The sequence below is a fragment of the Modestobacter sp. VKM Ac-2985 genome (genome assembly GCF_026967925.1).
Lineage (GTDB): Bacteria > Actinomycetota > Actinomycetes > Mycobacteriales > Geodermatophilaceae > Modestobacter.
Window position 1 is genome coordinate 154571 of the sequence record NZ_JAPVBI010000002.1, and the last position, 13775, is coordinate 168345.

Sequence of the window (13775 nt, forward strand, 5' to 3'; positions counted from 1 at the left end):
CCCACCCGCCGACGCTGCAGGTCCGGTTCCACGTGGAACCCCCGCGGACCACGGCCCGGGCCGCGCGCGAGGATCGTGCCGTGCCCGGGTCCCCTCCCTCCCCGGTCCTCCGCCCGATGACGGCGGGCGACTGGCCCGCCGTCCGCGCGATCCACGCCGCCGGGATCGCCACCGGCCTCGCCACCTTCGAGACCGAGCCGCCGAGCTGGACGGCCTTCGACGCCTCGCGCCTGCCCGGTCACCGGCACGTGGCCACGGACGACGCCGGCACCGTCCTCGGCTGGGTGGCGTGCACCCGAGAGTCGCCGCGGGCGGCCTACGCCGGCGTGGTCGACCACTCGGTCTACGTCGCCCCGGACGCGGCCGGCCGCGGTGTCGGGCGGCTGCTGTTGCAGGCGCTGGTCGACTCCACCGAGGCCGATGGCATCTGGACCATCCGGGCGGCCGTCTTCCCGACCAACCCGGCCAGCCTCGCCCTGCACGAGCGGCTCGGCTTCCGGGTGGTCGGCCGCCGCGAACGGATCGGTCGCCGGGTCGTCCACGGGCGGGCCAGCTGGCACGACGTGCTGTTCCTCGAGCGCCGCAGCCGCGTGGTGGGCTGGGCGGACGACCCGTCCTGAGCGACCGTCAGGCCGGCGGGCCGCCGAGCAGGAGCTGTCGCAGCAGGTGCAGGGCGAGCGTCGTCGACCGCTGCCGCACCGCCTCCCGCGACCCGAAGAGGGTCAGCGTGCGGGCGACCGCGCCGTCCGGGCCGACGACGCAGAGGTGCACCGTGCCGACCGGCTTCTCCGCGGTGCCGCCACCCGGACCGGCGATGCCGGTGACCCCCACCCCGACGTCGGCGCCGAACCGGCTCCGGGCGCCGGCGGCGAGCGCCGCGGCGACCTCGTGGCTGACCGCACCGCCACTGGTCAGCGTGCCGACGGACACGTCGAGCAGCTGCGTCTTGGCGCTGTCGGCATAGGCCGCCACCCCGCCGAGCACCCGGGCCGACGAGCCCGCCGGAGCGGTGAGCCGAGCGGTGAGCAGGCCTCCGGTGCACGACTCGCCGATGCCCACGGTCCACCCGCGCTCGTCCAGCGCGGCGGCGACCAGCTCGTCCACCGTCGGCCCGTCGCTGAACAACGTGTCGCCGAAGTCGGCGGTGACCGCCTGCACCAGCCGCTGGTGCGCCACGTCGTCGTCCGGGGCGTACCGGGTCACGATCTCCAGCTCGCCGTCCCGCAGGCAGGTGGTGATCTCCAGGCCGGCCACCTGGTCCTCGACCCGCCGCAGGGTGGCCGCCAGCTCGGACTCCGGCGTGCCCCACAACCGCAGCGTCGACTGGCGCAGCTCGGTGGCCCCGGCCAGCGCCCGGCGCACCGGTTCGGCCGCCAGCGCCGCCGGCCACATCCCCTGCAGCTCCGTCGGCGGCCCGGGCAGCACCAGCACCGGGGGCCCGGCCCGGCCGTCGGCCACCGGGACGACGAGGCCCGGGGCCGTGCCGACCGGCTCCAGCACCGTCGCCCCCGCCGGGACCTGTGCCTGCTTGGCCACCCCGGCAGCGGTCGCCGCCGGGTCCAGCCGCCAGCCGCGGCGGGCACTGAGCCGGGCGACCACGGCGGCGATCCGCTGCTCCAGGGCCGGGTCGACCGCCGAGGGCCGGCCCTGGAAGTCACCGACCAGCGCGGCGGTCAGGTCGTCGGCCGTGGGGCCCAGCCCGCCGGTGGTGATCACCAGGTCGGTGCCCCCGCCGGCCAGGAAGGCCAGGGCGGCCCGCAGGTCCTCGGGCCGGTCACCGACGACGACCACGGCCGCGACGTCGACACCCAGCACGCGCAGCGCCTCGGCCAGCCACGGCCCGTTCCGGTCGGCCACCCGGCCGGTGAGCACCTCGGTGCCGGTGACGAGGATGCCCGCGCGCGCTGCCACGGGACCGACCCTAGGCGGGCGGGCGGACCACGGCGCGGGGGACGGACCCCGCAGCCCTGCGCGGCTACGGTGACCAGCGCGCTGTCCGCCGTCCTGCCGGACGGGACCGGGCCGCCAGCGCCTCGGCGCACCCCACGAGGAGGACACGTGAGCCAGCCGCACCCACCGATCCCCGAACCGCAGCCGCAGCCGGGGTCGGCACCGACCGGCGCGACCCGGGACCTTGCCGACGAGCAGGCCGGGGACGAGCAGGCCGCCACCGGGCACACGGCCACCGGGCACACGGTCACCGAGCACCCGGCCACCGAGCCCGCGGTCACCGGTCCGACCGAGGACCCCCGCACCCAGTCGATCCTGCTGCCGCCCAGCCAGCGCCAGACGGCCGAGCCGGAGCAGCCGGACGCCGGGGAGCACGGCAGCCACCCGCCCTACCAGCCGTCCTACGACCCGCCGACCGGCACCCACCGGACCGGCCCGGTCGACGTCGTCCCCGGCTTCACGCCCACGCCGCCGCCGGTCCCGGGGCCGGCCACCACCCCGGGCACCGCGCCCGGCGGCACGTCCGCGGGGCAGCAGGGCGGCGGCTCGTCGTCGTCCTCGGTCCGCTCCCGGCTGGCCGCAGTCCGCTCGCCGGGGCGTCCCGGGACCGAGCTGGTCGCCCTCGCGCTCGGCGTCCTCGGGATCGCGCTGGTCCAGCTGGGACTCGCCCTCGACTTCGGCAACCAGTCGCTGTGGGAGGTCGTGCCGACCTGGTCGACCTTCGCCACCGTCGCGACCCTCGTCGCACTCGCCCCCGCGGTCGCCGCGCTGGCCGGCCGCGGCTCATCCGCCCGTACGGCGTGGCGGGTCGGTGCCGGCGGCTCGATCGCACTCGCCGCCTTCTGGGTGCTGGTGGCCCTCCCGCTGGCCGTCAGCGACCGTGGCTTCTGGCTCACCGCCGCCCTGGCCGCCACGGGCGCGGCGGTGGCCCTGTCCCCCGGCCGCCCGGAGTGACCCCGGGCCGCGGCTGGTTCCTCGGCGCCGCGGCGCTCGCCCTCGCCTCGCTCGGGCTGCCGTGGGCCGGGCAGCTGTCCGGCGCTGGGCACCCGGCCCGGGTCGCCGTCCTCGCCGCCCTGGCCCTGGGGGTGGTGGGGCTGCGCCGTGGGCAGGACCAGTGGCTCACCGCCGCGCTCGTCGCCGCCGGGGTCGGGCTGCTGCTCGGGGGGCTGGACGCCTCGTCCGGCCGGCTGGCCCTGGCCGGCGCGGCGGCGTGCCTGGTGGTCGGCTGCCGGGCTGCCGGGCACCGTGTGGTCCCGGCCCGGTGGGCCAGGGGCACCCGGTGGGTCACGGGCACCCGGTGGGTCAAGGGCACGGCGGGCTGAGCGCGGGCGCTACCCGCGCACCCGCACCGCGAGCACCGCGACGTCGTCCTCCACCGACCCGTCGAGCGCCGCGAGCAGCCGGTCACACAGCTCCTCCAGCGGGAGGTGCGCCCACCGGGCGAGCTCATCGGCCAGCCAGTCGATGCCGTCGTCCAGCACCGCACCCCGGCGCTCCACGAGCCCGTCGGTGTAGAGGACGACCGTCGCACCGGGCACCAGCAGCTGGACGTGGTCGCTGCGGAGGAAGGACGGGTCGACGCCCAGCAGCAGGTCCGGTGCACGCTCCAGCACGGTGACCGTGCCGTCGGGGTCGATCAGCAGCGGTGGCGGGTGCCCGGCGTTGCTCCAGCGCAGCAGCCGGCCGTCGTCCCCTGCCGACTCGACCGTGGCCAGGACGCCGGTGGCGAGGGCGGCCACCTGGAGGTCCTGCAGCGCCCGGTCCAGCGCGCCGAGCACCGCCCCCGGGGAGTCCCGGCGGCTGTGGGCGACCCCCCGCAGCACGTTGCGGACCTGGGCCATCGCCGCCGCGGCGTGCCGGTCGTGCCCGGTGACGTCGCCGATCACCAGCGCGAGCCGGCCGTCGCCCAGCAGGAAGGCGTCGTACCAGTCCCCGCCCACCTGGGCCAACGACGCGGCCGGCAGGTACCGGACGGCGACCTCCAGGTGCTCGGTCTCCGGCGGCTCGGTGAGCAGGCTGCGCTGCAGGGCCTCCGCCATGCCCTCGACGACGGCGTGCTGGGCACGCTCGTCCGCCCGCGCCCGGATCCGCTCCAACGCCTGCGCCGACTGACCGGCCAGCGCGAGCAGCAGCTCGATGTCGCCCTGGTCCAGCGTCGCCGGGCGCGTCCAGCCGACGCTCAGCGACCCGATCCGGCGCGAGCCGCTCTCCAGTGGCACCGCCGCCCAGGCCTGGACCCCGGTCTCCGCGGCCAGCCGGGCCAGCTGGGGGGAGAACTGGTCGGTGGCCGCCTGGTCGGGCAACAGCACCCGCTCCCCGGTGCGGGCTGCGACGCAGCCCGGGTAGGGGCCGTCCAGCGACAGCACCGTGTCCGGTCCGACGCCGACCGGGGCGATCCCGTCGGTGAGCACCAGCCGCAGGTTGTGCTCCCCGTCGCAGACCCCGATCGCGCCGCCGTGCGCGCCCAGCGCCACCAGGCCGCGCTCGTTGACCACCCGGGCGAGGTCGTCGAGGGTCTCGGCCCGGCCCAGGGCCAGGGCGACGCCGGAGAGGGCGGCCAGCCGACGGGCCGCGTCGGCCTCGGCCTGCCGGGCGGCGCGCAGCTCGGCGCCGCGGGCGAACAGGTCGCTCTCCACCTCCAGCACCCGGCGGTGCCAGCGCCTCCCCCTGCCGCTGGGGTGGTCGGACATCGCCTGCTGGCGCACGTAGTCGGTGATGTCCTCCGCGCGCTGGAGCAGGTGCCGGCAGCGCCCGGCGTCGTCCAGCACCGGGATGCTGATCAGGCTCCAGAAGTGCTTGGAGAAGCCACCGGACCCGTCCGGGATGTCGAACTCCTGGACCGGGAGGGTGTGCGGCCGGCAGCTGTCCCGGGCGCGCTCGAGCGACGCGCGGATGCGGCCCGCGCCGTCCGTCGCGGTCGCGTCGGGGTTGCCGGGGAACGCATCGAAGACCGGCCGACCGACCAGCTCGTCCCGGGTCCGGCCGGTGGTGGCCAGGTAGGCGGGGTTGGCGTCGGCGATGACCAGCTCCGGCGTGAGCACCAGGTAGGGAGTGGGCATCGCAGCGAACAGCGCTGCGTGGTCGGGCAGTGCTGGGTCAGGCAGTGCTGGGCGAGCGCCGCCCGCGCCGGAGCCACCGGCTGGCACCTCGGCGCCGGTCTGGTCCGGCCCGTTCGCCCGCGCGCCCACGACCCCTCATGCCCCCCACGGCCACCGCCCCGTCGGACCGGGCCGGTGATCGGCAACATACCGGCGCGGACCCCCGCCGGGGCGGCCTCGCTCAGCCTCTGCCGGGGTTCCCGTTGCCGGGGCCGTTGCCGCTCCCAGGGCCAGGGCCGTTCACCGGGCCGTTGCCGTTGCCGGCGGGGAGCGTGGGCGTCCCGGTGCCGGGGGAGTCCGGCGTCTCGGCGGCCTCGTCCTCGCCGTCGGCGTCCTCGCCGGTGCCGTCGTCGGTGCCCTCGTCCTCGTCGGTGCCCTCGTCCCCGGTCGGCTCCGCGGGGTCGGCTGACTCGTCCTGGTCGGCCGACTGGTCGGGGTCGGTGGACTCGTCCTCGGTCGACTCCTCGTCGCGCGCACCCGTCGGCGACCCGCTGGGCGTCGGGGTCGGGGTCGGGGTCGGCGTGGGGGTCGGCACGGGGGCCGGCTGCTGGACCACGGCGTCGACCGGCCCGCGGCTCGGCCGGACCGGCGCCGGGGTGTCACGGGGGGCGACGGCGTAGCTGACCAGCACCGTGCCGCCCGCCCGGAGCTCGGTCGCCAGCGGCGCCACGTCGACGACCGTGCCGGGCTCGGCGGAGTCGGTCTCCGTCGGCTGTGCCTCGACGACCAGGTCGAGGGCCTCCAGCTGGGCGCGGACGGCGTCGACCGGGCGGCCCAGGTAGTCCTCGGCGTCCAGGACCACGGTCGCCGGGGAGGCGACGACCTCACCGGGGACCTCCACCGCGGCGGCGATCGGGGTCGTCCCGGTCGGGGCGAGGGCCTGCAGCACGACGGCGGCCAGGCCGGCCCCGACCAGCAGCGCGACGAGCGGGACCAGCAGCCGGCCGACGCCGGTCCGCGGGGCGGGACGGCGGGTGGCGGGCTCGCTCGCCGAGGAGGCACCGGCCAGCGCGGCGGCGTCCGGCAGCAGCCAGAAGCTCTGGGTGTCGGTGCGCTGCACCGCGGGCAGCTCGCGCCCGGCGAGCACCTCGTCGATCGCCGCGACGACGGCCGCACCGTCGGGGTAGCGCTGGGCGGGGTCCTTGACGACAGCGCACTCGACGAGCCGCCGCACGCCCTGGGGGAGCTCCGCCGGGAGCGGGTCAGGCTGGTCGCGGAGGTGGCGCAGCGCGATGGTCACCGAGTTGTCGCCGTCGAAGGCGCGCCGACCGGTCAGGCACTCGTAGCCGACCATGCCGAGGGCGTAGACGTCGCTGGCCGGGGTGGCGTGCGCGCCCGCGGCCTGCTCCGGGGAGAGGTAGGAGGCCGTGCCGACCACCTGGCCGGTCTGGGTCAGCGGGACGCTCCCGGCCGACCAGGCGATGCCGAAGTCGGTGATCTTGATCGTGCCGTCCCAGCGGACCAGCACGTTGCCCGGCTTGACGTCCCGGTGGACCACGCCGGCTGCGTGCGCGGCGGCCAGCGCGGAGGCGGTCTGCCGGAGCACGTCGAGCGTGCGGTCCGGCGACAGGCTCCCCTCGCGGGCCAGCACGGTCGACAGCGACTGGCCCTCGACCAGCTCCATGACCAGGTAGGCGAGGTGCTCGCCCGACCCGTCGACCGCCGGCTCCTCGCCGTAGTCGTAGACGGCGGCGATGTTCGGGTGGCTCAGCGCGGCCGCGTGGTGCGCCTCGGCCCGGAAGCGGGCGAGGAACAGCTCGTCGCCGGTGTACTCACTGCGCAGCACCTTGACCGCCACGGCCCGACCGAGCAGCTGGTCGTGCGCGCGCCAGACCTGGCCCATGCCACCGGAGGCCAGCAGGGTCGCCAACTCGTAGCGGTTCCCGAGGGTCTTCCTCGCGGGCTCCACCACCGTGCGCCGTCCCCTCGTCCTGCCTCGTCATCGGATGCGATCCCAGCCGGCCGGCGCTGGCGGCTGGACGCACCGACGGGGTGGGTGCCCCGTACTGGCGTTCGTACACCTGCCCACGGCCGGATTCTCAGCCACCGCCGCAACGTCAGGTCGAGACGGACTGTTCCCGTGCGAGATGCTCCCCCGCCGTCGCCAGCCAGTGGGCCGGTTCGGCCATGGCTCCTGCAACCGAACCGGCCAGTTCGGTGAGCGAGAGGGCACGGGACACCGGCAGCCGCTCCGCCGCCACGACGCGGCCGGCGACCACCGCCACCGGCACCTCCGCGCCCGCCGCCCGGTCGACCAGGTCGCCCACGACCTTGCCCCGCAGCGACTGGGCGTCGAACTGCCCCTCACCGGTCACCACCAGGGCCGCGCCCCGCAGGGCCTCGTCCAGGCCGGCGGCGGCGGCCACCGCCTGGGCACCGCTGACGAACTCCGCCCCCCAGCAGACCGCGAAGCCGTAGGCGGTGCCGCCGGCCGCGCCGGCCCCCGGCGCCTCCCGGTCACCACCGAGCAGGTCGGCCAGCCGGGCCAGGCCCGCGTCCAGCTCGGTCACCTGCCCGGGGTCCGCGCCCTTCTGCGGCCCGAACTGGCCGGCGGCGCCCAGCGGCCCCAGCAGCGGCGCGGTGACGTCGACCAGGCACCGCACGCCGCCGGCCGGCGGCGGGGTCAGCCCGGTCAGGTCGACCCGGGCCAGCCGGGACAGGGCGCCGCCGCCCGGGGGCAGCTCGGCACCGTCGGCGTCCAGGAACCGGGCGCCGAGGGCGGCCAGCGCACCGGTGCCGCCGTCGGTGGTGGCCGAGCCGCCCAGGGTGAGCATCACGCGGTGCACGGCCGGGTCGGCGGCGACGGCGGCCAGCAGCTGCCCCAGCCCGCGGGTCGTCGCGCCGAGCGGGTCAGGTCGCTCCAGCAGCGGCAGCCCGGCGGCCCGGGCCATCTCGACCACCGCCGTCCCGTCCGGGAGGAGCAGCCAGGCGGCGTCCACCGCGCGCCCGTCCGGCCCGGTCACCGGTGCGCTGCGCCAGCAGCCGGCGGGCAGGTCGTGCCCGAGCGCCTCGAGGGTGCCCTCACCGCCGTCGGCGAGCGGGACGGTGAGCAGCTCGTCCTCCGGCCGCACCCGGCGCCAGCCCTCGGCCAGCGCCTCGGCGGCCGCCGCCGCGCCGAGCGTGCCCTTGAAGGAGTCGGGGGCGATCACCACCCGGGTCACCCGCGGTCACCGTCGTCGTCGCAGCAGCACATGACGGGCAGCCTCGCCGGTGCCGGGGGCGGGCGGCAAGCCGGCCGGGTCCGGGGGCGGAGAAATGTGCCGCCGGCACGTTCCGACCGATACCCGCGGTGCCGAGAAGGAGCCCGACGGCCGCTCGCGCAAGCCCACGACCAGGAGTGCAGGTCCGATGATCGGTGCCACGTCCACGTCCGCCACCCCGGCCCGAGCCCTCCGGCCGGTCACGATGCGCGCCACCGACCCGGCGCGCTGGCGGCGGAACGCACTCGCCGCGCTCACCGCCGAGGACCGCGCGCTGCTCGCCGAGGCGACCGGCGTCCAGCTGACCGCGGACGGCGAGCGGGCCGACGGTCGCTCACTCGTGCCGGCGCTGGCCACCGCCGTCGCCCGGGACCGCCTGACCGGGCAGCTGCCGGCCGGCCACCCGATCACCCGCGCCTACCTGGAGCAGACCTGGGCGGCGCTGCCCCTGGGCCCGGCGTCGGCGGGGACGATCCAGGACATCACCGCCCTGCTGGACGTGCTGGCCCGGCACGGCGTGCAGCAGCCCCTCGCCTGCCCCGCCTGACGGCACGCCGGACCGGTCACCGGTCGCCAGCCCGCGGCAGCCCACGCCGGGGAGCCCCGGGTCAGCCGCTCGCGACGGCTCCCGACCGACCTGCCCTCTGGACGCTCGTGCTCTGGCGCACCAGCGCGGCCAGAGCACGAGCGCCGGCAGGAACACCGTCGGCCGCCGCCCCGGACGACGGGTCGGCGCGGGGTCGGCCGGCTCGGCGACATCACTGGTCCCTGCGCATCCACCGGTGGGACGACCCCGGGCGCCCCGGAGCCGTCCGGGCAGCAGAATGGGCCGCGCCCGGACCGCCGCCAGCAGAGGAGCTGTCGATGCACCCCCAGGACACCCCGTGACGAGCAGCGACCGGACCAGCGATGCCATCAGCACCGCACTGCCCCACCAGGTCGGGGTGATCGGCGGCGGCCGGATGGGCGCCGGGATCGCCCAGGCGTTCCTGGCCGCCGGCGCGCGGGTCGAGGTGGTCGAGGCCGGGGACGAGGCCGCCGAGGCCGCCCGCGGCCGGGTGTCCTCCGGGCTCGAGGAGGCGGCCCGGCGCGGCAAGCTCACCGGCGAGGTCGCCGAGGCCCTCGACCGGCTCACCCTGGTCGACTCCCCCACCGAGCTGACCCGCGACGCCGGCCTGGTCGTGGAGGCGGTGCCCGAGCGGGCGGACCTCAAGGTCGCCGTGCTCACCGCCGCGGAGTCCGTGCTGGGGCCCGACGCCGTCCTGGCCACCAACACCTCCTCCCTCTCGGTCACCGAGCTGGCCGCCGCGTTGCAGCGCCCGGCGCGCTTCCTGGGCCTGCACTTCTTCAACCCGGTGCCGGCCTCGAAGCTGGTCGAGGTGGTCGTGGCGCCAGAGACCGCCGAGGACGTCGTCGCGGCCTCCCGGGTCTGGGTGCGCGCCCTGGGCAAGACCGACGTGGTGGTCCGCGACTCCCCGGGCTTCGCGTCGTCCCGGCTGGGCGTGCTGCTCGGGCTGGAGGCGATCCGGATGCTGGAGGAGGGCGTCGCCGACGCCGAGGCGATCGACGCCGCGATGGAGCTGGGCTACCGGCACCCGATGGGCCCGCTGCGCTCGACCGACCTCGTCGGCCTGGACGTGCGGCTGGCGATCGCCGAGTACCTCGCCGGCACCCTGGGCGAGCGCTTCACCCCACCGCAGCTGCTGCGTGACAAGGTGGCCGCCGGCGAGCTCGGCCGCAAGACCGGCCGCGGCTTCCACGACTACGCGCAGGACTGAGAGGACGACGATGTCCACACCCGGCTCCGAGCCCACCGTCACGCGTGCCGATGCCGACGGCGTCGCCACCCTGACCCTGCAGCGGCCGGCGCTGTCCCACCGGCTGCGCACCGAGCTCCTGGCCCACGTGCAGGAGGTGGCCGCCGACGCGTCGGTGCGTGCGGTGCTGCTCACCGGCAGCGGCCGGGCCTTCTGCGTCGGCCAGGACCTCGCCGAGCACGTCGAGGGACTGCGCTCCGAGCGCCCGGACGCGCAGCCCTCGCTGTCGGTGGTCGAGGCCGAGTACAACCCGCTGATGCTGGCCCTGGCCGGCCTGCGGGTGCCCCTCGTCGTGGGGGTCAACGGCGCCTGTGCCGGCGCGGGGCTGGGGATCGCGCTCGCCGGTGACCTGCGGGTCGCGGCCGCCGGCGCGAAGTTCACCACCGCGTTCGCCGGCATCGGGCTCTCCAGCGACTCGGCGCTGGCCTCGCGGCTGGTGCACTGCGTGGGCGGGTCCCGCGCCACGGAGCTGCTGCTGCTCCCCGAGCCGTTCCTCGCCGAGACCGCCGCCGAGTGGGGGCTGGTGCACCGCGTCGTCCCGGCCGCGGACGTGCTCGTCGAGGCGACCGCGCTCGCCACCCGGCTCGCCGCCGGACCGACGCGGGCCTACCGCGCGATCAAGACGGTGCTGGCCACGGCGGCCACGGACAGCCTGGCGGACACCCTGGCGCTGGAGGCGAGCCTGCAGACCGACCTGGGGGCGACCGCCGACCACCGCGAGGCCGTCGAGGCGTTCCTGGGCAAGCGACCGGCGGTCTTCACCGGTCGTTGACGGGTTCCACGTGGAACCCGTCAGCGACCGGTGGCGCAGGCGGGGCAGACGTCGGCGCCACGCACCGGCCAGTGCTCCTCGGTGCTGACCCGGGCCAGGGTGCCGCAGACGGTCAGCTCGCAGGCGCCGTCCAGGTCGGCCGGGGCCCGGTGCACCTCCACGGCGTGCCACAGCGCGGCGGTCGGCCCGTGTGCACGGCTGCGGGCGGCGGCGAACGTGAGCGTCTGCGTGGTCACCCCTGGGTCGTCGGCAGCCCCGGCCCGCCGGCGCAGCGGCTCCGTCGCCGGCTCACCCCATCGGATGACCCCGCCCGCTGCGCAGGTGTGGCGCCGGCCGTGGCACCGTGCCCAGCGACGTCCCACCGCCTGCGAGGAGGCCCCGGTGCAGCTCATCAAGCACGGACACGCCTGTGTCGTCCTGTCCGACGGCGACCGACGGCTGGTGGTCGACCCGGGTGCGTTCACCGCGGACGACGCCTGGCACGGCGCCTCGGCCCTGCTGATCACCCACCAGCACCCCGACCACTTCGTGCCCGAGAAGGTCCGCGCCGCACTGGACGCCGACCCGGCCCTGGAGGTGTGGACGAACTCCGCGGTGGCCGAGCAACTGGCGGGCGCGGGTCCGCGGGTGCACGTGGTCGGTGCCGGTGACGCCGTCACCGCCGCGGGCTTCGAGGTCACGGTGCACGGGGAGTGGCACGCCGTCATCCACCCGGACCTCCCACGGGTGCGCAACGTCGGGTTCCTGGTCGAGGGCCGGGTCTTCCACCCCGGCGACGCGCTCACCGTGCCCGAGGTGGCCGTCCGGACACTGCTGCTGCCGGCGCACGCGCCGTGGTCGAAGACCGCCGAGCTGATCGACTACCTGCGCGAGGTACGCGCGGAGCGGGCACTCGCCGTGCACGACGGCCTGCTCAACGACACCGGCCTGGGTCTGGTGGCGGGCCTGCTCGGAGAGCGCGGCCCCGGCCAGCCGGTGCCCTACGCGCGCCTGGCCCCCGGGGAGTCCATCGAGGCGTGAGGTGTCGCGGAGGACACCGGCACGGTGACCCGCGGGTCCAGCTCGGCGATCCGGGCCAGGTGGCGGCGCACCCGGTCCCGCTCGGTGAGGAGAGCACGCTCGGTCTCCACCTGGTCGGTGACGTCGGCCTGGATGCCGATGTACTGGACGACGACGCCGGACTCGTCGGTCACCGGGGTGAGCGTGCACTGGTTCCACCAGGTGCTGCCGTCGGCCCGCCGGTTGAGCAGCACCTCCCGGCACTCGGCACCGGCCACGATCGCCGCCCGCATGCGGGCCACGGCGGCGGCGTCGGTGTCCGGGTGCTGCAGGAAGCGGCAGTTGCGGCCCAGCAGCTCGGCGGCGGGCTGCCCGGCCAGCCGTTCGAACGCCGGGTTGACGTAGACCAGCGGCTGGTCGGGGAGCCGCAGGTCGACGACGGTGACGCCGGTGCCGACCGCGGCCAGCGCACGCTGCAGGAGCGCCTCACCCGGGTCACCGGCCGCCCGCCCGGGCAACGGCGGGAGCACGCCGGCGGGCACCGGCGGCACCTCGCCGTCCGCCGCCGACGCGCGCTGCGCGGTGCTGGGCGCGACCCGGGAGAGCAGTGCCTGGGCAGCCCGGACGACCGTGTCGCGCTCGTAGGTGAGCGCGAAGACGAAGCGACGCTCCCGGTCCGGCCCGTCGTCCCCCAGGTCGCGGGCCAGCAGGGCCGCGCTGAAGTGCGGGCTGAGCACCACGATGTCCCACTCGCCGCGCACCGGGTCACCGGGCGCCAGGTCCGCGCCGCGGAGGCCGGGCATCGGCTCCACCGGCAGGTCCTCACCGAGGACGGCGACGAACCCGACCCGCTCGACCAGGTCGCGGTAGCGGAGCCGGGTCGCCGGCGTGAGGTGCCGCGCCTCCTGGAACGTGGCGACGACCACGCAGGTCTCCCCCAGGCGCATGGCCTGCCGCTCCAGCTGCTTGCTGAGCTCGATCAGCAACGCCTTGGGCGCCTCCCGGACCGGTGCACGCGCCGGCAGGCAGGCGAACGGGGAGGCCAGCTCGCCCCGCGGGTCGGTGGGCCGGACGACGGGCAGCCGGAGCGTGCCGGGTCGTGCCCCCGGGGCGGCACCGGGCCCCGGGCGCCCGAACAGCCAGCCCTGCCCCAGGGTCGCGCCCAGTGCCCGCGCCATGGTCAGGTGCGTGCCGTTCTCGATGCCCTCGGCGAGCACCAGCGCCCCGGTCGACTCGGCGTAGGCGTTGACCGCGTTCATGATCTCGGCGATCGCCGGGCCCGGGCGGTCCTGCACCAGGCGCAGGTCGAGCTTGACGACGTCGGGGCGCAGCAGCGGCATGAAGGCCAGCGAGAGGGAGTCCGCGCCGACGTCGTCCAGGGCGATCGCCCAGCCGAACTCGCGCACCCGGGCGATGGTGCGCAGCAGTTCCGCGGGACGGGCGGCCAGCGCACGCTCGGTGATCTCCAGGACCACCCGCAGCCCCGCGGGCACCGGCTCGCCGGCGTCGAACAGCGCGGCCACCGGGGTGTCGTCCAGCACCTCGGGCTCGACGTTGACGAAGACGGTCGACGGGGCCAGCAGGCCGCTCGACACCGCCCCGCGCAGGGCGGCGGCCCGGCAGGCCTGGTCGAGCTCGGTCAGGCAGCCCTCGGCTCGGGCGGCGGCGAACAGGGCGTCCGGCGCGCCCAACGGGCCCTCCGGGCCGCGGGCGAGCGCCTCGTAGGCGACCACCCGCCCGCTGGCCAGCTCGACGATCGGCTGGAAGACGCTGGTCAGCGCCCGGTCCGCGATCACCGCCCGGACACCGGTCGCCCACTGCTCCCGGAACTGCTCCACGTCGTCCCCCATCGGAGCCGGGCATCGACCCCTGGAGTCTGACAGCATCGTCGTGCTCCCGAGAGGTGAGCACCACGGTGGACGTCGCCGGGCAGCCGCAG

At 77.0% G+C, this 13775-nt stretch carries 13 protein-coding genes; 7 read left to right on the plus strand and 6 right to left on the minus strand.

The window, feature by feature from the left end:
* Positions 1-80 precede the first annotated feature (80 nt).
* A complete protein-coding gene (locus O2V61_RS09975) occupies positions 81-620 on the plus strand; it encodes a GNAT family N-acetyltransferase (protein WP_269183162.1) in 540 nt (179 codons plus the stop codon).
* A 7-nt stretch (positions 621-627) separates the two neighbouring features.
* Here the strand turns inward: O2V61_RS09975 and O2V61_RS09980 are convergent, their stop codons facing one another.
* The gene (locus tag O2V61_RS09980; RefSeq protein ID WP_269183163.1) at positions 628-1911 is read right to left on the minus strand and encodes a competence/damage-inducible protein A; all 1284 of its coding nucleotides are present in this window, start codon (positions 1909-1911) and stop codon (positions 628-630) included.
* Positions 1912-2058: 147 nt separating this feature from the next.
* Between O2V61_RS09980 and O2V61_RS09985 the strand changes: the two genes are divergently transcribed.
* Complete coding sequence (locus O2V61_RS09985) at positions 2059-2904, plus strand: hypothetical protein (RefSeq protein ID WP_269183164.1); 846 nt, start codon at positions 2059-2061, stop codon at positions 2902-2904.
* The gene (locus O2V61_RS09990; RefSeq protein WP_269183165.1) at positions 2901-3272 is read left to right on the plus strand and encodes a hypothetical protein; all 372 of its coding nucleotides are present in this window, start codon (positions 2901-2903) and stop codon (positions 3270-3272) included. The genes O2V61_RS09985 and O2V61_RS09990 overlap by 4 nt, the downstream gene beginning before the upstream one ends.
* A 9-nt stretch (positions 3273-3281) precedes the next feature.
* Here the strand turns inward: O2V61_RS09990 and O2V61_RS09995 are convergent, their stop codons facing one another.
* From O2V61_RS09995 to O2V61_RS10005, 3 genes are all read right to left on the minus strand, one after another.
* Complete coding sequence (locus O2V61_RS09995; RefSeq protein ID WP_269183166.1) at positions 3282-5009, minus strand: SpoIIE family protein phosphatase; 1728 nt, start codon at positions 5007-5009, stop codon at positions 3282-3284.
* Between the two features lie 220 nt (positions 5010-5229).
* Positions 5230-6957, minus strand: a complete 1728-nt coding sequence (locus tag O2V61_RS10000) for a protein kinase domain-containing protein (RefSeq protein WP_269183167.1) — start codon at positions 6955-6957, stop codon at positions 5230-5232.
* Between the two features lie 148 nt (positions 6958-7105).
* Positions 7106-8209, minus strand: coding sequence for a glycerate kinase (locus tag O2V61_RS10005; protein ID WP_269183168.1), 1104 nt, complete (start codon positions 8207-8209; stop codon positions 7106-7108).
* 187 nt (positions 8210-8396) lie between these two features.
* Here O2V61_RS10005 and O2V61_RS10010 point away from each other — a divergent pair, with 187 nt between their 5' ends.
* The 3 genes from O2V61_RS10010 (at position 8397) to O2V61_RS10020 (ending at position 10837) form a co-directional block, all read left to right on the plus strand.
* Positions 8397-8795: a hypothetical protein gene (locus O2V61_RS10010; RefSeq protein WP_269183169.1), complete on the plus strand. Its 399-nt coding sequence runs from the start codon at positions 8397-8399 to the stop codon at positions 8793-8795.
* 337 nt (positions 8796-9132) lie between these two features.
* Positions 9133-10026, plus strand: coding sequence for a 3-hydroxyacyl-CoA dehydrogenase family protein (locus O2V61_RS10015; RefSeq protein ID WP_269183170.1), 894 nt, complete (start codon positions 9133-9135; stop codon positions 10024-10026).
* A 10-nt stretch (positions 10027-10036) separates the two neighbouring features.
* Entirely contained in the window at positions 10037-10837 is an 801-nt protein-coding gene (locus O2V61_RS10020) for an enoyl-CoA hydratase-related protein (protein WP_269183171.1), read from the plus strand.
* 20 nt (positions 10838-10857) lie between these two features.
* Here the strand turns inward: O2V61_RS10020 and O2V61_RS10025 are convergent, their stop codons facing one another.
* Positions 10858-11073, minus strand: coding sequence for a hypothetical protein (locus tag O2V61_RS10025; RefSeq protein WP_269183172.1), 216 nt, complete (start codon positions 11071-11073; stop codon positions 10858-10860).
* Between the two features lie 145 nt (positions 11074-11218).
* Here O2V61_RS10025 and O2V61_RS10030 point away from each other — a divergent pair, with 145 nt between their 5' ends.
* Positions 11219-11857 (plus strand): MBL fold metallo-hydrolase, encoded by a 639-nt coding sequence (locus O2V61_RS10030; protein ID WP_269183173.1) that lies wholly within the window; start codon positions 11219-11221, stop codon positions 11855-11857.
* Here O2V61_RS10030 and O2V61_RS10035 read toward each other — a convergent pair.
* Entirely contained in the window at positions 11818-13686 is a 1869-nt protein-coding gene (locus tag O2V61_RS10035) for an EAL domain-containing protein (protein WP_269183174.1), read from the minus strand. The genes O2V61_RS10030 and O2V61_RS10035 overlap by 40 nt on opposite strands.
* Between the last annotated feature and the right edge of the window lie 89 nt (positions 13687-13775).

What these genes read in the sequence shown, in the direction of transcription:
- O2V61_RS09995 (WP_269183166.1), bottom strand. Translation starts at nt 5,009, where the DNA reads ATGCCCACTCCCTACCTGGTGCTCACGCCGGAGCTGGTCATCGCCGAC.
- O2V61_RS10010 (WP_269183169.1), top strand. Translation starts at nt 8,397, where the DNA reads ATGATCGGTGCCACGTCCACGTCCGCCACCCCGGCCCGAGCCCTCCGG.
- O2V61_RS10020 (WP_269183171.1), top strand. Translation starts at nt 10,037, where the DNA reads ATGTCCACACCCGGCTCCGAGCCCACCGTCACGCGTGCCGATGCCGAC.
- O2V61_RS10035 (WP_269183174.1), bottom strand. Translation starts at nt 13,686, where the DNA reads ATGGGGGACGACGTGGAGCAGTTCCGGGAGCAGTGGGCGACCGGTGTC.